The sequence below is a fragment of the Maribacter polysiphoniae genome (assembly GCF_003148665.1).
GTDB lineage: Bacteria > Bacteroidota > Bacteroidia > Flavobacteriales > Flavobacteriaceae > Maribacter_A > Maribacter_A polysiphoniae.
In genome coordinates, this window is the sequence record NZ_QGGQ01000010.1 from 183,197 (window position 1) to 203,053 (window position 19,857).

The following is a 19,857-nucleotide window of genomic DNA, read 5'->3' on the forward strand; positions in this document are numbered from 1 at the left end:
TTTCGGTCCATGATAAGTAGTGGTCGGATGCCATGGTCTTTCAATGTTGTTTCCACTACCAGGGATAATCGATTCGTATAGTTTTTATATCTTTCTGCTCATTAATAGGTTCAGGACCAACAGTGTCTGCGATATAGTCCGCCCCCATATTAGAGCTCAAAATATCACATAATAAACGGATGTATCCAAGCCAAACACCATTGTTTTTCGCTTATCATAGGAATTGGCTTTCCCTTAATCCCCCTTTGGGTCAAAGAACAAAATCAGGAATGATTTATCCATATGCATTGGGTCTTTGCATACTTATTTCAGGATGGATCACTTCTAAAAAATTAGCAATCTAAAACTTTATGTCTATTTTTAACAGGTGCGATATAGACCGTGTTCTGGTTTTCACCGCATATTTGAATAATAAACCACCAACTATTTTATGAAAGGAGTTACGCTATTATTACTAAGCTTTACATGTGTTCTGTTTTATTCTTGCCATCTGGATTCGGACAATGAATCACCTATCACTGAAAAAGTCACTATCGATGCTATTACTCTCCCAAAAGGCTTTGTCATTTCCAAATTGTATGAGCCTACCGATAAGGAACAAGGCTCTTGGGTAAGTATTACCAAAGATGATAAGGGAAATTTTTATACATCCGATCAATACGGAAGCATCTATAAATCCAGACTAACGAAATCCGAAGGAAAAGATGTGCTTGAGGTGCAGAAATTGGATTTGAATATTGGGTTGGCCCAAGGGTTGTTATACCACAATAATGAATTGTTTGCCTTGGTAAATTCAAATGATGAAAAGATTCAAAGTGGATTGTATAAAATCATTGATTCCAACGGAGATGGTACTTTGGATAGGGTGAAGACGTTAAAGACCGTAAACGGGAATGGTGAGCACGGACCACACAATATTGTATTGGCACCGGATGGGCAATCAATGTATATGGTTTTTGGAAATCACACGGATATTCCCAGTGATGTCCGTGGTCGTGTTCCTGAAGTATGGGATGAGGATAATTTATTGCCCGTAATAAAAGATCCAAGTGGACATGCCAATTCAAGAAAGGCACCAGGTGGTTGGGTAGCCCAAACAGATTTTGAAGGTAAAGACTGGACGCTCATAACCGTTGGGACCAGAAACACCTATGATATTGCCTTTAATCGTGATAATGAATTGTTTGGCTTTGATTCTGATATGGAATATGATTTAGGAATGCCGTGGTACAGACCCATCCGTTTAAATCATATGACGAGTGGCGCCGATTTTGGATGGAGGACAGGAACAGGGAAATTCAGGGATTATTATCCGGATAACCTTTCAAGTATTGCCCATTTAGGGCAAGGATCACCAACAGGTGTTTTAGATGGACGGGGATTGAAATTCCCGGCATATTATCAAAAGGGATTGTACTTGTTTGATTGGAGTTATGGAACGATGTATCACGCCAGGCTAACCCCTAAAGGTAGTTCGTTTGAGGCAGAGGTAACACAGTTTCTTTCGGGTGTTCCTTTACCGCTTACGAATGGTGTCGTAGGTGATGATGGGGCCTTATACTTCCTGACAGGAGGAAGACGCTTGGAATCTGGACTATACCGCGTAGCCTATGAAGGTGAATTACCATCCGAGGTATTGGAATTAAAAGAGCGTTCCGAAGGGAAAAAACAACGAGACCTAAGAAAACAATTGGAAGTGTTGCATGTGAGTCCATCAGCAGACCAAATTCCGTTTATCGTACAGCATTTGGGGCATACAGATCGAGCAATCCGTTTTTCGTCGAGAGTGGCTTTAGAGCATTTGGATTACGCACATTGGAAAGATGAAATTAAGAAAGATAATCCTTCGGAAGTTTCTGTTGGTTTGGCCTTGGCCATTGCACGTCATGGCGATGATGCCGCTCGGGTCGAAGCCTTGAAAACCTTAATGGGAATTGAATGGCAAAGTTTGGAGGAATCTAAAAAACTGGATTTTATTAGAGGGGTCGATTTGCTTTTGACGAGAATGGATGGAAGCTTGCCCAACGCCGTACAGGAAAAAATCAAGGAGCTATTTTTACCCGCCTATTTGGCAAGTTCCGAGGCAGTGAATATGGAATTGTGCAAGATTCTAAGTTATTTACAAGTTGAAGAGATTGTTGCGTTGACATTGCATGAGATGGAGACGAATACTTCTACTGAAGGTATGGAAGCGATGTACATATCCGGTGATATTTCCAATAGAAGTGAACAATATGGAAAGGATGTTGAGAATATGTTGGCAAATATGCCAAATCAACGGAATATTAGTTATGCCATGAGTCTGAGTTACCTTCAAAAGGGTTGGTCAACGTCTGCAAGGGAGCGTTATTTTAAATGGTTTGGCGATGCGTTGCAAAAAGCTGGAGGTAAACAGTATCTGAATTTTATCAGGGCCATTCAAAAAGAGGCTTTGGCCAATGTTCCAGAGAACGAACAAGAATACCTTTCTGAAATCACTGAGATAGCGGCGGCACGCAGGGCAGATTATATGGAGGATGTAAAACAACCGGAAGGTCCTGGTGTTAATTGGACGGTGGAGTTGTTAATGTCCGCTTATGAAAAGAATTACAAAAACGCCGATTTTGAGAACGGGAAGAATATGTTTAAAGCTTCATTGTGTATTTCATGCCATAGTATGAATGGGGAAGGAGGTAGTAGTGGACCTGAATTGACTAAAATTGGTTCTAGATTTACAGTAGGGGCAATCGGGGAAGCCATTGTTAATCCATCAGGGACCATTGGGGACCGATATCAATATTCAGATTATCATATGAAGGACGGTTCTGTGATCACTGGGATTGAAATTGACGAAGATGATGATACGATTGAAGTGAGTATAAGCGCTTTCACTTCTAATGTTACCACAAAAGTGAGAAAGGATAGACTTGAAAGTGTTGAATTATCCAAAATATCGCCAATGCCGGCAGGCTTGGTCAATAGATTGAACGAACAGGAAATTACAGATTTGATAGCCTATATGTTGTCAGGCGGAAACCGAAATAATATAAAGAAATGAATTATAAAGTAATTTATACAGTGTTTATGACCATGGTGATGAGTTGCAATTTAGCAGGTCAGAAAGCAAATGAAACAGAGCAATTGTTCAATGGCAAAGATCTTAGCCATTGGAGGGGTGATAGCCGGGTTTGGTCTGTGGAGGATGGATGTATTAAAGGGGAAACAACTGATGAAGTGGTTATTGCGCATAATACTTTTTTGATTCATGATAGGATCGTGTCGGATTTTGAGTTGACATTTAAGTATAAAATCATAGGAGGAAATAGCGGTGTTCAGTATAGGGCGAGGGTAGTAGACCAAGATAAATTCATCATTGGGGGCTACCAAGCGGATATGGAAGCGGGCATTCAATATTCCGGGATTTTGTATGAAGAAAAAGGAAGGGGGATTCTAGCACAGCGTGGTGAAAAGGTGGTTGTTTCGAAAGAGGGGAAAAAAACGGTAACACGGTTTAAAACCACGGAAGAGATTCAGGCAGTTATCAATCAGGAGGATTGGAATGACTACCGCATTGTTGCAAAAGGGAATCATTTGCAACATTATATCAATGATCAATTGACCATTGATGTCGTGGATAATGAAACCGGGAAATCAGCCTCTTCGGGGGTGTTGGCCTTGCAGCTCCATGCAGGTCCGTCGATGCAAGTGTTTTACAGGGATTTAGAATTGAAAAAGTTATAAATCATAATATATATACCTCTCTTTAATACGTACTGTTCGTATTGTTTTATGGCCTTGGCATATATATTCAAGGTGTTGACCTTTGTAACGCGAGGGGCTTAACCCAAGGCTCCTAGCCTACATATATCGCGTGTTGTGTTTAGGTGCTAGTTTATTCACTGTCTTTTTCATAGGCGAAACTATACTCCTTCGAATACGTATGTTCTTTACTTATTATAGAATCGATTTTTTTAACGATTTCAGAATTTTCCTCGGCAACATTATGTTCTTCACCAATATCAGAAGCTAAATTATAAAGTTCAATAGAAGCTTTGGCATTATTGTTCATATCCAAACGGATCCCTTTCCAGTCTCCAAATCTTACGGCTTGTTTTCCTCCTTGTTCCAGAAATTCCCAATATAGATAATCATGGCTTTTTTGTTTTTCCCCCAATAATTCCGGCAAGTATGAAATGCCATCAATATTCCCTGGTGTTTTCAATTGTGCGATTTCACAAACTGTAGGTAAAAAATCCCAAAAAGCCGAAATGTGATTGGAAGTAGTATTTGGTTTTATTTTCCTAGGCCAATATGTTATCATAGGCACTCGTATACCACCTTCATACAAATCGCGTTTGTATCCCCTTAAATCGGAATTGCTATTAAAATAATTTGGATCGGCTCCACCTTCCTGGTGGGGGCCATTATCCGAGGTAAATATTATTATGGTATTATCCGCAATGCCAAGTTCTTCAACTTTTTTTCTGATTTCACCTACTTGCTGATCCAGTAGGGAAACCATAGCGGCAAAAGCTGTATGGGGTTCTTTTTGGGAACCATATCCTCCATTTTTATACTCTTCTCCATCATCTTCACCCTTATATTCATTATCGGGTAGTAGTTTCCCTCTAAATTTAGCCATATACTTTTCCGGTGCAGCAAGTTCCGCATGGGGAATAATCGAAGGGTAGTACATAAAAAAAGTAGTGTCTTTGTTCTTTTCGAGAAATGCCATGGATTTTTCATGAATAATATCAGGAGCATAAGTTTCCGTTTTGGTTCCGACATTCCCTTTTAATATTTCCTTGGTTTGATTGTGCCAAAGATGATAAGGGTAATAATTATGTCCCATCCGCTGACAATTATAACCATAGAATTCATCAAAGCCTTGATTGTTAGGGTCTCCTTCAGAGGAAGGGTAACCTAATCCCCATTTTCCAAAAGCACCTGTTATATAGCCTTCGGATTTTAAAAGTTCGGCAACTGTCACCACTGAGGAAGCCATAGGATATTGTCCTTCAGGTTCGACCTCTCGATTTCCGCGTACAAATGTGTGTCCGGTATGCATACCTGTCATTAAGGATGACCGGGAGGGAGCACATACGGTAGACCCAGAATAGTGCTGGGTAAATAACATACCGTCTTTGGCTAACTTATCAATATTTGGTGTGGAAAATTTCTTCTGACCGGTCACACTTAAGTCGCCATAGCCTAAATCATCCGCTAAAATATAAATAATGTTAGGCTTCCGAGTTTGTCCATTTTCTATGGTTTGCTTTTTACCATTGCAATTAAAAAGACTCAAGCTAAAAACAACAACAATTATTGTATTGATCAATTTTTTCATTAGTATCCTATTCATTATATTTTTCATAAAACACAAGGATTAAGCGATGGCAAGTAGGGCAGATACGTCGTCGGTGACAGCAGCGGGCGAGTAGGTGCGTTGGCTTAATACCTGTTTGCGCTGATAGCCAAAGCTTTATGTTTTATATTTTTATATTGCCAAATCCCAATGATTTAGCGTCGTCATAAAGATACACAGACTTTAGCGTATATGCCGCAAGTCCGTACTATAATTGTAGGTGTTGTTTGCAAAAAAAAACGGATGTATCAAAGGAATTTTCCAGTAGGCTAGAACCAGGCTATTCATTATCCACAGTGTTGCGCGTTCGTGCTTTTATTCAGATTTATGTACTTCCAATTCAATTTCAATCATAAATTCCGGTACGGCCAATTCCGTTACGCCGAGCCAAGAACCTGTCGGAAATTGTTTGGTGTATATTTCATTTCTGTAGGCAGCGTTTTCGATGAACAATGCCATATCGGTCGTGAAAACATTTTCCACAACGACGTCATCAAATGTGCAACCATAGTGTTTCAGTATTTTATCCAAATCCGCATAACAATTTTTCATTTGTTGCCCAAAATCCCCAATTGCAGTTGGATTCCCCTCATCGTCCATACTCACGGCACCGGATATTTTAATATCATTTCCGATTTTGACTGCGTGTGAGTATCCATATGCCTTTTCCACTTCTGGCCGCAGCAAAAAGTACTCAGGTTTTTCAGATTCAATAACGACTTCCTTTTCCACTTTTTTGGTTGCTTCTTTTTCCTTTGGGTCACAACTTTGAATTGTAAAAAACAACGTACAAAGTATCAAAAGTAAGGTCGGTTGATGGGTTGGTCTTTTCATGGATAAAATGTAATGTTTATGCTGTTCGTATTCAGGTTTTATGATAAGTCCCGTTTCCTTCTTAAGCAACATGACTTACAAAAGGTGTTTGCCTCCGTTATTTTTAATCAATCACTTTTCGGAATCTGCCAACTTCTTGGTATCGACAAACTGTTGAAATACAGTGATTTTTCCTTCATCATTAAGTGACCATAGATGTGCGGCTTGTGCGCTATAGCTCTTACCGGTTGCTTTTACTTTGGCATCATATCTTAGGGTCGCTAAGACCATGTTATCATTCATGCCATGGACTTTTACATCCTGTAATCCAAAGTATTCATGGTTTGCCCCAAGACGTGCAAATACGCCTTCTAAAATTGAATCTGGACCAACGTAGGGATTTCCATCTGCAAGTGAATTACTTTCGGCTTCGTTCCATTCTATTTCGGGATGCATCAATCCCAGAACTGTAGGCATATCGCCCGTTGAAAAAGCGTTGTACAAAGCGTCAATAATTTTAATGTTCAGTTCAGTTCTCATGATTTTGGTTTGTTTGATTATTATAATGTAATTATGCTTCTGTTTTGGTCCGTTCTTGGCTTGCACATTTTCAAAAATAAAATATACAACTTTATTTTTTTGTGGGTCACAATGACGCTTGACTACCTTCATTTAAGAATAAAACCGTAATTTTTTTACATAGTGCGTGCCTTCGTATTTTTATTCAGTAGGCATTGGAGCGTTACTACTCCACATACCATAAGTGGACATCCATTTTCCTTCCTTGTTTCGTTCCAGTATTTCCGTGTATTTCCCTGTTTCGACTATCGTATCGTTGTTCGCTCCGTGAAATCGCATGGTAAACGTTCCAATTTCGTATCCTAAATTACCATTACTTTTGGCATCAATCGTTTTTACCGTTGCGTCAATAATTCCGGCATCAATAGCGGCTTGCCAATAGGCTTGGATATTGGCACGTCCGGTTACAATAGGTTCATTGGGCGGCAGTATGGAAGCATTCTCGTCATAAACAATGGCAGCAGCCACAGCATCTTTTGCGGTTAATGCTTTTCCAAAATCCCGGTTCATTTGTCCGAGTTCCGCTACAGTGGCAGATATGGAAATTGCTTCTTTTTCAGGTTTTTGGTTTTCTTGTTTACAGGCCAATGTGGTTGCTAGAATAACTGTAATAATGGTGAAAATTTTAGTTGTAGTCTTCATTTTGATTGTATTAGAATGATTGCCTACTCTGGTTGGTTTTCGGCTATCCCCATTTGAACATCCCAAAGGTTATCTAAATGTTCGATCTAAAAATCTCGTTTATACAACCCATTTGTATGTTGTGCACCCCATTAGTACCATAACACACCTTAATGGTCTCATGGTCCATATTGTATAAGTTTTAGCGTGATGTAATGATGACCATATTTTGATAAATACGGACGAATGGGAAGTTTATCTTAAATATTCAGAAGGGGATTTTCCGAAGCGTTTTTTATATTTTTCAGAGAAGTATTGTACTTTTTTTATTCCAATGGCATGAGAAGCGGCTTTAACACTACGTACATTTTTGGTCTCAAGCAAATTTCGTGCAAAATCGTATCTGATTTCCTTTATGTATTGCAAAGGGGTCATACCCGTCAACGATTGTACACGACGAAAAAATTGAGCGCGGCTGATAAACAATTCATCTGCCAATATATCGACGGACAAATTGAAATTACCAATATTCGATTTTACCTTTTCTTCCAATTTGGCAAGCCATTCCTGATCGGGAATACAGAGGATGGGTGTATTGGAGAGATGCATTCCACTTGCTATTATCGTATTGGCCTCCTGCTTTTTCAGGGTTGTGTTTTTACGCTTTTTAACATTGTTCAATAAGTTTTTAATACGTGCAAACAACTCTGCTTCTTCAAAAGGTTTTATTAAATAATCATCAACGCCGATTCGTAATGCCGTTAGTCGATCTTCGATTTCCGCCCTGGCGGTAAGCATTACAACAGGTATCATCCATAAGTTTTCATTGGTTTTAAGGGCTTCCAACAGTTTAAAACCATCCATTACTGGCATCATCACATCAGAAATAATCAAATCAGGCGTGTCCTTTTGTCCTTGGGGGATTTGTTCTAGGATTAGGAGTGCTTCCTGTCCGTTTTCAGCAGTAAGTACATCAAAATCCTCTGATAGGATAAATTGTAAATAAGAGCGTAAACTGTAATTATCCTCAACCACTAAAATAGTGGGCTTATTACGAGCTTCATCATGTTGTAGAGGATTGCTGATTTTGAGTTTGTCAACCGATATTTTGTTGGTGACAACAGGGGCAATGGCCATGCTATCGTCAGTATAGCCTATGACTTCCTTTTTTGGTAAAGTCAAGGTGAAAGTGGCACCCTTACCTAATGTACTATTCACGGATAATTCCCCATGCATCACCTCTGCCAATTCCTTTGCCAGGGACAAACCGATACCTGTACCTCCTTCCACGGGCGATTCCAGTTGGTTGGTTTGGTAAAACCTATCAAAAAGATGGGGCAGATCATCTGGATGGATGCCTTTCCCATTGTCCGTTACTTCTATTCGCCAATCGTGAATTTTGTCTTTTATGGTTATGGTAATCGTTCCGTCAATGGGAGTGAATTTTAGGGCGTTGGATATTAGGTTGTTGAATATGCGTTCAACTTTCAACTTGTCCAACATTAGGCCATGGGGCATATTTTCGGCAAACTCGAATATTAAATTGATGTTTTTTTGTTTGGCATAGGATTCAAAAGTTGAAATAAGCCGTCGCATTAGTTGATAGACGTCGGTAGGTTCTTCCCTAACCTCCATTTTACCAGACTCCAATTTTGTTAAGTCGAGTATTTCACTAACGAGTCCCAATAATTGATTGGCCTGTTCTTTGGCAAGTGAAATCAAGGCTTTGTTTCCATCATCGAGTATTGGGCTGTTCAATGCCGTGCTTAGGGGGGGTAGAATCAACGTAAGTGGTGTTCGTAATTCATGTGAAACGTTAGCGAAAAATCGTGTTTTAGCAGCATCTAATTGAAGTAAAGCCTTTTTTTGTTCTTCAATAATCAGGTTTTTTGATTGCAATTCCTTTAAGGAATTCTTCAAATCAAAATTAGCCTGTTCCAAAACAGTTGCCTGTTGCTCCAATTCATTGGTACGTTGTTTTACGGCATTTTGTAGTCGCTGGTTTTCAGCCGTAATTTTTTCAATGGATATATTTTGACCTTCAGATGTTCCACTATCTGAAAATGAGCTGTGTTGATGAATGAATTTCCATCCAAGCTTCTTTTTTTTAAGGAGGGTAGTGGCCCTGAATTTATTGTAAAACAGCCATTTTTCATCTACCAGGGCATACGCATCGCATAATTCATAAACGATAAAAGTCTCGTTCAGTAACTCAATAGACGTATTTCTGTTTCGCATTTCAAAATTGCCGGCAACCTGGTCAATCGTTTCATACAAAAATTGGACGGCTTCCTTTTTATTGAAAAACACCTCACGTTCTGCACTTCCTATTTGTGTATATTCATCAGAAAGCAAATCAACCATTACTGAAATGTCCCCTTTTAAATAGCTGGACCAATACAGGTCGTGTAATTGTAGTATTTCTAATTTCAATTCCTCCGTTCGATTCATTTTAAAGGCTAAAGCATCACACTTACTGATTTATTAAGGGACCGTATTCCAATTTTGAGAATTGCATCATGAACAAAAGGAATATTCCTTTCGAAATCCACTTTAAGTTTAAATAGGTCTGTCATTATTACAATACTGCCACGGTAAACATAACGTTCGTTTCACCTTGGGCAGCACGCCGTTGGCAGCAACTACAACTTTAGCCTTTACCTCGGCACCAATTTATTTATTGTTGCGAGATCCCGATACTTCGGGAAGAACGACAAGCAAATTCGTTTTATTCAGAAACTAAGATAAGTTAATTATCAGTAATGGACACAACCTAGGTTAAAGTGTGAAAATGACCAGTATATTAGGTTATGGCACCTTTAATGGTTTTTTCGGAGTAATAGTATACAGAATCCCGTTAGAGTTAAAACATATCCAATAAGCAGTCAAAAGGGTAGGGGCAATAGGGTAGGTATCGGGTAGCTCATTTAGATTATACGTGCTTTAAAAATCTCAATTCACCTATGTAAGGATCCCCCCTTTAATTTCCCTATATTATAACCAAAGACCATGAATAAAATTGTTTCGTACTTTTCTCCAAGTTTTGTTTTTAAAATACTAAATGCTTTGGTGATTTGGGCTTCCACGGTTTTTATGGATATGTTTAAGTAATCGGATATTTCATTGTTGGTAAGACCTTCCTTTTTACTTAGAATAAACACCCGCTGACATTTTGGTGGCAGTTTTTGAATTTCCTTATTTACGATATCCATCATTTTTTCAATGATATTATCATCGATTTCTTCAGCAACTTCATGTGTGTATTCTATATACTTCTCATTCAATAATACGACGGCCTTGTTTTTCTGATAATGGTTCAAGAACTCATTGTAGACACATTTGTATAAAAAATTACGTATTGAAAACTGTGGATTTAGTTTTTTTCTGGATCTCCAGGTCTTAAGAAACACGTTTTGAACAATATCTTGGGCAACGGCTTGCTCGTGGGTCAAGGTAAGTGCATAGGCATTAAGTTGTCTGTGGTATTTCTCCAATAGATATATATAGGCCTTTTCTTCCCCTGAAATAAGGCTGTTGATAAGCTTTTGATTATCGTCAAAATCCATAAAACATGTTTAATCAATAAATATCGGTTAAAAATAATATGATTTTAAAAATAAAACCAAATAAAAGTTAGGGTATTGGAAATTTGACTTGTATTAATAGAAACAAAGGACCACAAATGATTTCTAAAGAAGCTGAAAAGCGAATTGTAAAATATTTTTCTCAGTCAGCGGATATCCATGATTTGGATTTTTTGAATGAGTGGTTGAAAAAAGACCAGAATCAAAAGACCTTTAAAAAATATGTTAAAACCCATTTTGCGATAAACTTGGCTATGAACGACCCGAATCTAAATAAAATCAAAGACGAACTCCTTAAGGAAATCCGTAATGAAAAAAAACCAGTGATAAGGATTAAGTTCTTATCCGTATTGAAATACGCTGCCATTGCTATCTTGTTTTTGAGCCTCGGATATCTGATCAGTAAAAATGAGTTTGGGGGCAATGACTTGATCAAGCCTCGGGAAGATGTTGTCACGTTACAATTGTCTAATGGGGATTTGGAAGTGATTACAGAAAAAGGTAGTTATGAGCTCATAGATAATAATGGAGAGGTCATTGGGGTTCAAAAAGGAAAGCAATTGATCTATAAAGACAAGGGGAATACTACGGGTACGAAATATAACACCCTTACCATTCCCAATGGCAAGCAATTTGGGGTGGTACTTTCTGACGGCACCAAAGTCCAGTTGAATGCGGGAAGTTCCATGACGTATCCAATGTTATTTAGCCCAGACAGTCCTCGAAAAGTGATTTTAACGGGAGAAGCTTTTTTTGAGGTAAGCCATGACCAAAAACGACAATTCATTGTCAATACCCAGGAACTCGACGTAAAAGTCTATGGTACCAGATTTAATGTGGCCAATTATCCCGAGGATGAGCATACGGAAGTTGTTTTGGTCGATGGGTCTGTAGCCTTGTCTCAGCTGGGGGACCCACAAATAAAGAAAGAGGAAGTATTCCTAGAGCCGGGGCATATGGGTGCCTATAACAAAAGGGATAGGAGTATTGTGGACCAAAAAGTCAATACATCCCTTTACACGTCATGGATGGAGGGTAATCTGGTTTTTAGAAACGAAACATTTGAAAACATTACCCGAAAGTTGGAACGACATTATAATGTGGTTATAATCAATAACAATAAGGATTTGGCAGATGAGACCTTTAATGCCACGATAGAAATGGATCATGAAACCATTGAACAGGTCTTTAATTATTTTAATAAAGTGTATAGTATAGAATATCAAATTGTTGAAAACAAAATAATCATTAATTAAAACATAAACCTATGGGATAGAAATTTAATAACCAACTAGGATTATTTTCTTCTATTATCAAAGCAATTGGTACATAAAAAAATCGGAAGATGCTGTAACATCCCCCGATTTAAGGAAAATGATCACACTTAACGCGTAATCACTTGTAAACATTCAAAAATATGAAAAAACCACCAAAGTCGGAGGGTGTACACTCTTGGCACTTAAATTATGACATAAAAATGAAGTTATCGCTTCTATTTTTTTTAATCGTAAGTTTTTTGATGCAGGCCAACTCTTCATATGCACAAAAAACGAAAATTTCGATAGACAGGGAAAATTCCACTGTTCGGGAGGTTCTTGATGATATCGAAGCTACAACTGAGTTTAAATTCTTGTTCAATACCAAAGCAGTTGATCAGGATAGACGGGTGTCTATTAAAGTTAAGAAAGCTACGATCGATAAGGTATTGGAATTGCTCTTTAACGACGTTGATACCTCGTACGAAGTGGATGACCGTAAGATTTTATTAAAAAAAGGAATACGGCAACACGGAAATAAGGATGGATTGAATGCGTCGGATATTGGATCCTATCAACAAATAATAGTTGGAACGGTTACAGAAACCGGAGGTATGCCCTTACCAGGCGCCAACATTATTGAAAAGGGAACACTCAATGGTGTTACCGCTGATTTTGACGGCAATTTTTCCATTCAGGTGGCTAATGAAAATGCCATATTACAGATTTCCTATTTAGGTTTTGAAACCCAGGAAATTAAAGTTAAAGGTAAAACCACAATTAATGTAGTACTGCAAGAAAGTGCTTCCGCGTTGGAAGAGGTTGTAGTGGTAGGTTATGGTACCCAAAAACGGTCTAAATTGGTAAGTGCGGTTGACCAAGTTGGTGACGATGCTTTTGAAGGTAGGGCGTCGGTAAATACGACCCAAGCCTTACAGGGACGCTCGCCTAGTTTGACCATTCAGCAGACCAACTCTGAACCTGGAGCGGGATTGAACATCAACATTCGGGGTATAAGTACATTGGGCAATAATAGTCCACTTATAGTTATAGACGGGATTGTAGGTGGTGATATCAATGCATTGAATCCGACCGATATCGAAAGTGTCTCAGTCCTGAAGGATGCCGGTAGTGCTGCAATATATGGTTCTAGGGCAAGTAATGGGGTAGTGCTTATCACAACTAAAAAAGGAAGTAAAAGTAGCCCGATGAAAGTACAATACAGTGGTTTGGTGGGGTATAATTTACCTCATTATTTTACCAAACCGGTACATGGGTATGAAAATGCAATGCTCAAAAACGAAGCGGCCTATAATTCAAATGAAAGTTCAGCGGTTTATACCTCCGATGAGATTGCGGCATTCATTGAGAATGGGGATGAAGAATGGTTTGCAGATGAGATTGTGCGCGATGCACTACAGCAAAGCCATAATTTATCCGTTTCCGGTGGGGGTGAAAACAACACCTATTTGGTATCACTGGGGTATCTCAATCAAGGCAGTAATTTCGTGGGTCCATCAAAAGGAATGGAAAGATATAATTACAGGATAAACCTAACGAATGACTATGGGCGTTTTAAATTGTCTTCCAACTTGGCATATGCCAAACAGAAAATAGTCGACCATGCTGGTAATACCTCTACCTTAATGGTGGATGCTTTTAGGGTACCCCTGATTTATAGGCAAAAGGATGAAGATGGCAATTATTTGACCAATGATGTACTCAATGAGTTCAACTCTTTGGGAATATTGGAACAGGGTGGTTTTAGACGGTATGACAATGATGATCTGTTTGGAAGTTTATCCGCAGAATTGAAATTAACGGATAACTTAAAACTGAGGGGCGTTTTTGGAGGAAGGTTATGGTCCAATGATCTTTTCTCCAGAACAAAAAGAGTCGATTTCTTTCCAAAGGGAGTTTCTGGGGCCGATAGAAACACCAACGATGAACATAGAAAGAGTCTAGATCTTAATCTGCAATTGATGATGGAGTATGACAAAACATTCAACGATGTACATGATTTGAATGTGCTTGTTGGTGCTTCGAATGAAAACCACTCTGACAGGGGATTTGCGTTGTATAAAAAATACACAGACCCTGATTTAGGCACCCCCATCACGGATACGGAAATTAGCGACGATTCCTATAATTCCAATCAAAGTTCATCCAAGAATAGTCTTAATTCCATATTTGGTAGAGGGTCGTACAGTTATGCGGATAAATACTTTCTTGAGGCCAGTTTCAGATATGATGGTTCTTCCAAATTCAGGGAGGAAAAACGTTGGGGCTTTTTCCCTTCACTTTCAGTCGGATATAATGTTACCGGGGAAGACTTTATGGAAAACTATAAAGATAAATTCGGAAACATAAAAGTGCGGGCTTCTTATGGTGTTTTGGGGAACCAAAACGTAGGGAATTATCAATATCAAACCACCTATTTTACGTTTCAAAATGCGTATGGTTACAATAACCAAGGTGTTAGTGGAACCGGGTATAATTTTGCCAATCCCGATATACAATGGGAAAGGGCAGCGACCTTTAACATAGGTGCGGATTTGGATTTTTTCAAAGGAGCATTGACCATGTCTTTTGATTATTTCGATAAAGTGACTTCTGACATTTTGGTGCCGCCTGCGGTTCCTGGAGTATATGGTACTAGTTTGCCCGATTACAATGCTGGGGAAGTCGGAAACAAAGGTTGGGAGTTGTCAGCGACCTATAGGCATCAAGGTGAACTCTTTAACCACAGGCTCTCTGTCAATGTTGGTGACTCTAAGAATGAGGTTTTGGACTTTCAAGGCAATGAGCGGTTAACTGGAGTGGAAGAACTTCAGGTATTACTGCGGGAAGGACAACCATTCAACTCTTATGTAGGTCTTAAAAGGGACGGTATTTTTCAAAGCGTCGAAGAAATAGAAAATGCGGCCATTCCAGAAGGCTTGATGGTGGTGCCCGGAGATAATCGTTATGTAGATGCAAATAATGATGGAGTGATAAATGATGAGGATAAATTCATATTTGGAAACCCCTTTCCACGATATACTTTCGGGCTCACCTATAATGTTGAATATAAAGGGATAGACCTGAGTTTATTTGTTCAAGGTGTGGGAAAAAGAACCATGATGGTACGTGGTGAATTGGTTGAGCCTTTTCACTATAATTACGGTGCTACCATGTACACCCACCAATTGGATTATTGGACACCACAAAACACCGATGCCTATTATCCCCGTCTTGCGAATGCGGGTAGCCAATCCATAACAAATAACTATAGACGTGGTTCGGATATGTATCTCTATGATGGTGCTTATGTTCGATTAAAGAATGTGCAGGTAGGTTATACGTTGCCTAAGGTAGTGTCGGAAAAAATAGGCATGAAAAGTTATCGTGTGTACTTGTCTGGCCAAAACTTGTTGACATTCTCGAAAATTGACTTTGTTGATCCAGAACTTTCAGAGTTTAATGGTAACCTGAGCTCCTCGGGAGGGAATAGTGGCAGGGCCTATCCTACACTTATTTATTATGGACTTGGTTTAGATATCACTTTTTAATTCAGCAAAAATGAAAAACAATATAACATATAAAATTAACGCAATCCTGGTATTGCTGTTGGTAGTTACAGCTTGTGAAAAGTTAGACCTTGCCCCTGAAAACCAATTTACCAGTTTAAATTATTGGACAAGTATTGGTAAGGCCCAGACCGTTTTGAATACGGCCTATTCACAAATGCAATACAGTAATTATTTTTTCTATAATGAAGCATTATCAGATAATGCTTATAACGGAAGAGGGGATATGGTAGGGGCTGCTTCTTTGGCAGCAGGCACCTACGATGCTTCTTTGTCCAGGTTGCAAAATGAATGGAACCAAAGATATGCCGGTATAAAAACCTGTAATCTATTTTTGGAAAATATTGATCGTATTGAAGATGCAGATGCGGATGTTGTGGAGAGAATGATAGGGGAGGCCCGCTTCATTAGGGCCTTCCATCATTTTCAGTTGATGACCTGGTTTGGCGATGTGCCCCTTGTGGCAAAAGACCTTACCATAGAGGATGCCCAAACCTTGAGTAGAACGCCTAGGACGGAAGTATTGCAATTTGTTTTATCGGAATTGGATGAAGTTATCAAGATACTGCCTAGCAATTCGGAGTATAGTGAAGAAGAAAGGGGTAAGATTACCAAGGGTGCCGCGATTGCCCTAAAAGCAAGGGTATTGCTCTATGAAAACGATTGGGAAGGGGTCGTTGCTGCTTGCGAAAGTTTAATGGATGGTAGCAATGGATCCTACGGATTGTTCTCTTCTTATGAAGGATTGTTCCTTCCTCAAAATGAATATAGTAATGAGGACATCTTGAGTTTGCAATACCTCCCCGAATTTAGGACATGGGGTGAGTATTTTGATTTTGCCCCCTTAACTGCGGGTTCCAGACTCAATGCCATGGCTGCGACCCAAGAATTGGTAGATAGTTACTTAACCTTGGACGGTAAAAAAATATCCGATGCAAGTTCCGGTTATAATGAGGATGATCCTTATACGAACAGGGACCCTAGACTAACCAATACCATTGTATACCACGGTTATGAATGGGAAGATGTTGGTGGAGGCTCGCATACGGTTTTAATTGAGCCAGGTTCAGGTACTGCCGATGAATACGTACCAGGGTCCTCAGCAACTCCAACGGGATATTACTGGCGCAAATATTTTGACCCAACACATCAGACTGGATTGTCTTCGGGTCTTAACCTAATGTTGATCCGATATGCCGATGTCTTATTGATGTACGCCGAAGCCAAGACTGAGTTAGGTCAAATGGATCAAGCAACCTGGGACAACACCATTAAGGCCATAAGAAGCCGGGCTGGCTTTACAAATCCAACGGCACTTAATTTTGATAACTCATTGGGCAAAGATGAATTGCGACAGATAATCAGAAATGAACGCAGGGTGGAATTGGCTTTTGAAGGTCTACGGATTTTTGATATCCGAAGGTGGAAAACAGCGGAAGATGTTCTCAACGGTTGGGCACACGGTGCGAAATTCGGTCCTCTATCCCAGGATGATGGTTACATAAGGGCAAATCTTAGATTTTTCGACCCCAATAAACATTATTTATGGCCAATTCCAAGGGATGAGCGCCTCATTAATCCAAATCTAAGTCAAAATCCAGGTTGGTAGGTCCAATCAAAATCAAATAATATCTAAATAAGAAACAGATGAAAACAATATATATAAAAATAATGCTAATTGCACTTTCGGTTTTTGTTGTAAGCTGCGATGATGATGAAACATTGTCCAATACCAATGTATCCCCGGTCAGTGAACTTTATTCACCGGCAGATAATACATTCTTTAATTTGGGAGCAGCTAGTTCCGCACTGTTCGAATGGCAACATGCCAAGGCAGAAGACAATGGTATTGTGTTATACGATGTGGTATTTGATGTAGAATCAGGTGACTTTTCAAATCCTGTATATGTAATGCCTTCAGATGGAAAGGGGCTTCAAAATACCTTGAACATTTCTTTTACCGATTTGAATAGGATTGCAGAGATGGCGGGTATAGAATCTAAAAATTCAGGTAAATTGAAATGGACGGTCTTATCTTCCAAAGGATTGAATATTCAAAAGTCAAGTGCTTCGGGGGTTATTGAAGTAGAGCGTCCAGCAGGATTCCCTTCACCGGACGAATTGTTTATTTTAGGTACAGCCTCTGAAGCTGGTACGGCAAACACGGATGCTATTCCTCTTAAAAAAATAGGTGCTACCCAATATGAGATATATACTTCCCTTAAACCAGGTGATTATCATTTTATAACCAGAAAATCCGATAATTCCTTAGTGTATTCCATCAATGGAACAAATTTGGAAGAAGGAGGGGCTACAACTTATAGCGGTGAAGAAAAAGTATACAGAATACAGGTAGACTTTAGTGATGGGTCTGTAAATATGGTCGAAGTGGGCGAAATTAAATTATGGTTTCCTCCCACCGGTGAATTTATGTTCGATTTTGAGTATAAAGGAAATGGTACCTGGAAAGCGGCCAACGTATTTATTGAGTTTAAACAAGAAGGTTGGGGTAGGGATGAACGTTACAAGTTCCGATTCATGATAGACGGGCAAGAAATGTGGTACGGAAGTGTCAATGGTGATAATCAAAGACCTTCCGATGATTCCGATCTTTCTTTCTGGTACATGGTACCCGTAACCGATGATTATTGGAGTAATTGCTTTAAATATAATGGAAATGTAGACGAGAAAAATGCGGACATAGAAATCATCTTCAATGCATCCGTACCTGAATATACCCATGCTGTAACGCCTTTATAAAACAAAATAGTTACCTCTCCCTAAAAAAAATAGGGAGGGGTACTTTAAACAAAAATAATTATGAAAATATATACATTACTTGCCCTTATGGGAATCACGTTATTGGTTTCCTGCTCTGAAGATCCTGTGCCGCTGCGTGATCCCGTTAAAGGGGAAGAAGTGGCTCTTGAAATAGATTGGTCGGCCACTGCGGATTCTGTGCAAACGACCTTTTACAATACCTATTTGGGGTCTGAAGGCACTTTTATTGCGAACAATTCTGGTGATGCTACATTTCATTATTGGCCAAATGCACATGTATTGAATGTGTTGGTAGATGCTTATACCCGTACAGGGGATGGGGCCTACCTTTCTAAAATGAAAAACCTTGTGAACGGGATCGAGACCAAAAATGGTGGTACATATTCCAATATGTTCAATGATGATATGCTCTGGTTGGGTAACGCTGCTGTTAGGGCATATGAGGCCACTGGAGATCCAGAATACAAAACGGTGGCAGAATTTTTATGGAACGATATCATTTTAAGTCATAGTGATGTTTTTGGAGGTGGAATTACCTGGAAAAAGGACACTCCAAAACAAAAAAATGCAGTCTCAAACGGTCCGGCCATTATACTGGCGATGCGTCTGTACGACATTGATAAGGATACTGAATATTTGGACTGGGCAAAATCCATTTATGATTGGGAAAAAGAAAACCTCGTTGACCCCATTACCGGATTGGTTTGGGACAATTTAAGTGAGGAAAATGGAGAAATCATTACGAACAAGGACTGGATTTTCACCTATAACGCAGGTACATGGATTGGTGCGAATATTAGATTATACAAAGAAACGGGCGAACAATCCTATTTGGACGATGCGATAAAAACAGCGACTTCGATGATGACCAGCCCTAAATTGACATCGAACGGACTTATGAAAGACGAAGGCCAAGGGGATGGAGGTTTATTCAAAGGAATTTTGGTAAGATATTTTACCGAGTTAATCTTGCTTCAAGATATCAATGCCAGTGATAAAGAGGCCTTCTTGGATTTCTTTGAATATAATGCCAATACATTATATAGCGATGGATTAAAAAGACCGGAAATGGCAATTGGTCCCAATTGGGGAGAAAAACCTTCGGGCAATGTTGATCTCACTACCCAATTGAGTGGTATAATGTTGGTTGAAGCTGCTGCAAAACTGGAAAAAGAAAATTTTTTAGAATAAACAGACCTACATATGCAAAGAAGAAAATTTATAAGGAATACAGCCCTAGCGGGTGGTTTTACGATGATTGACCCCTTAAATATGGTTGCAGCGGATACCAAAACCTTAAAATCCTTCCC

At 39.2% G+C, this 19,857-nt stretch carries 13 protein-coding genes; 7 read left to right on the plus strand and 6 right to left on the minus strand.

The genetic code is table 11. From position 1 onward, the window contains the following. The first annotated feature begins 430 nt into the window (after positions 1-430). Together LX92_RS17800 and LX92_RS17805 are read left to right on the plus strand one after the other, a co-directional pair. Entirely contained in the window at positions 431-3,037 is a 2,607-nt protein-coding gene (locus LX92_RS17800; protein ID WP_109653526.1) for a c-type cytochrome, read from the plus strand. Continuing rightward, a complete protein-coding gene (locus tag LX92_RS17805; protein ID WP_109653528.1) occupies positions 3,034-3,720 on the plus strand; it encodes a 3-keto-disaccharide hydrolase in 687 nt (228 codons plus the stop codon). Before LX92_RS17800 ends, LX92_RS17805 begins: the two co-directional genes overlap by 4 nt. Before the next feature lie 151 nt (positions 3,721-3,871). On the opposite strand, the gene LX92_RS17810 is transcribed toward LX92_RS17805, so the two are convergent. The 6 genes from LX92_RS17810 to LX92_RS17835 form a co-directional block, all read right to left on the minus strand. Further along, entirely contained in the window at positions 3,872-5,353 is a 1,482-nt protein-coding gene (locus LX92_RS17810) for an arylsulfatase (protein ID WP_244915944.1), read from the minus strand. Positions 5,354-5,659: 306 nt separating this feature from the next. Next, positions 5,660-6,178, minus strand: coding sequence for a RidA family protein (locus LX92_RS17815; protein WP_109653566.1), 519 nt, complete (start codon positions 6,176-6,178; stop codon positions 5,660-5,662). Positions 6,179-6,289: 111 nt separating this feature from the next. Then, a complete protein-coding gene (locus LX92_RS17820; protein WP_109653568.1) occupies positions 6,290-6,697 on the minus strand; it encodes a nuclear transport factor 2 family protein in 408 nt (135 codons plus the stop codon). 180 nt (positions 6,698-6,877) lie between these two features. Further along, complete coding sequence (locus LX92_RS17825) at positions 6,878-7,378, minus strand: YybH family protein (protein ID WP_146197862.1); 501 nt, start codon at positions 7,376-7,378, stop codon at positions 6,878-6,880. 234 nt (positions 7,379-7,612) lie between these two features. Beyond that, positions 7,613-9,808, minus strand: a complete 2,196-nt coding sequence (locus LX92_RS17830; protein ID WP_109653532.1) for an ATP-binding protein — start codon at positions 9,806-9,808, stop codon at positions 7,613-7,615. 506 nt (positions 9,809-10,314) lie between these two features. Beyond that, entirely contained in the window at positions 10,315-10,923 is a 609-nt protein-coding gene (locus LX92_RS17835) for an RNA polymerase sigma factor (protein ID WP_109653533.1), read from the minus strand. Between the two features lie 116 nt (positions 10,924-11,039). Here LX92_RS17835 and LX92_RS17840 point away from each other — a divergent pair, with 116 nt between their 5' ends. From LX92_RS17840 to LX92_RS17860, 5 genes are all read left to right on the plus strand, one after another. Next, complete coding sequence (locus LX92_RS17840; RefSeq protein WP_109653534.1) at positions 11,040-12,197, plus strand: FecR family protein; 1,158 nt, start codon at positions 11,040-11,042, stop codon at positions 12,195-12,197. A gap of 161 nt (positions 12,198-12,358) precedes the next feature. Further along, the gene (locus LX92_RS17845; RefSeq protein ID WP_211315889.1) at positions 12,359-15,748 is read left to right on the plus strand and encodes a TonB-dependent receptor; all 3,390 of its coding nucleotides are present in this window, start codon (positions 12,359-12,361) and stop codon (positions 15,746-15,748) included. A gap of 10 nt (positions 15,749-15,758) precedes the next feature. Further along, positions 15,759-17,375: a RagB/SusD family nutrient uptake outer membrane protein gene (locus tag LX92_RS17850; protein ID WP_109653537.1), complete on the plus strand. Its 1,617-nt coding sequence runs from the start codon at positions 15,759-15,761 to the stop codon at positions 17,373-17,375. 38 nt (positions 17,376-17,413) lie between these two features. After that, a complete protein-coding gene (locus LX92_RS17855; RefSeq protein ID WP_109653539.1) occupies positions 17,414-18,526 on the plus strand; it encodes a SusE domain-containing protein in 1,113 nt (370 codons plus the stop codon). Positions 18,527-18,586: 60 nt separating this feature from the next. After that, positions 18,587-19,738, plus strand: a complete 1,152-nt coding sequence (locus tag LX92_RS17860) for a glycoside hydrolase family 76 protein (protein ID WP_109653541.1) — start codon at positions 18,587-18,589, stop codon at positions 19,736-19,738. Positions 19,739-19,857: the final 119 nt, after the last annotated feature.

What these genes read in the sequence shown, in the direction of transcription:
- LX92_RS17800 (WP_109653526.1), top strand. Translation starts at nt 431, where the DNA reads ATGAAAGGAGTTACGCTATTATTACTAAGCTTTACATGTGTTCTGTTT.
- LX92_RS17805 (WP_109653528.1), top strand. Translation starts at nt 3,034, where the DNA reads ATGAATTATAAAGTAATTTATACAGTGTTTATGACCATGGTGATGAGT.
- LX92_RS17810 (WP_244915944.1), bottom strand. Translation starts at nt 5,353, where the DNA reads ATGAAAAATATAATGAATAGGATACTAATGAAAAAATTGATCAATACA.
- LX92_RS17815 (WP_109653566.1), bottom strand. Translation starts at nt 6,178, where the DNA reads ATGAAAAGACCAACCCATCAACCGACCTTACTTTTGATACTTTGTACG.
- LX92_RS17820 (WP_109653568.1), bottom strand. Translation starts at nt 6,697, where the DNA reads ATGAGAACTGAACTGAACATTAAAATTATTGACGCTTTGTACAACGCT.
- LX92_RS17825 (WP_146197862.1), bottom strand. Translation starts at nt 7,378, where the DNA reads ATGAAGACTACAACTAAAATTTTCACCATTATTACAGTTATTCTAGCA.
- LX92_RS17830 (WP_109653532.1), bottom strand. Translation starts at nt 9,808, where the DNA reads ATGAATCGAACGGAGGAATTGAAATTAGAAATACTACAATTACACGAC.
- LX92_RS17835 (WP_109653533.1), bottom strand. Translation starts at nt 10,923, where the DNA reads ATGGATTTTGACGATAATCAAAAGCTTATCAACAGCCTTATTTCAGGG.
- LX92_RS17840 (WP_109653534.1), top strand. Translation starts at nt 11,040, where the DNA reads ATGATTTCTAAAGAAGCTGAAAAGCGAATTGTAAAATATTTTTCTCAG.
- LX92_RS17845 (WP_211315889.1), top strand. Translation starts at nt 12,359, where the DNA reads ATGAAAAAACCACCAAAGTCGGAGGGTGTACACTCTTGGCACTTAAAT.
- LX92_RS17850 (WP_109653537.1), top strand. Translation starts at nt 15,759, where the DNA reads ATGAAAAACAATATAACATATAAAATTAACGCAATCCTGGTATTGCTG.
- LX92_RS17855 (WP_109653539.1), top strand. Translation starts at nt 17,414, where the DNA reads ATGAAAACAATATATATAAAAATAATGCTAATTGCACTTTCGGTTTTT.
- LX92_RS17860 (WP_109653541.1), top strand. Translation starts at nt 18,587, where the DNA reads ATGAAAATATATACATTACTTGCCCTTATGGGAATCACGTTATTGGTT.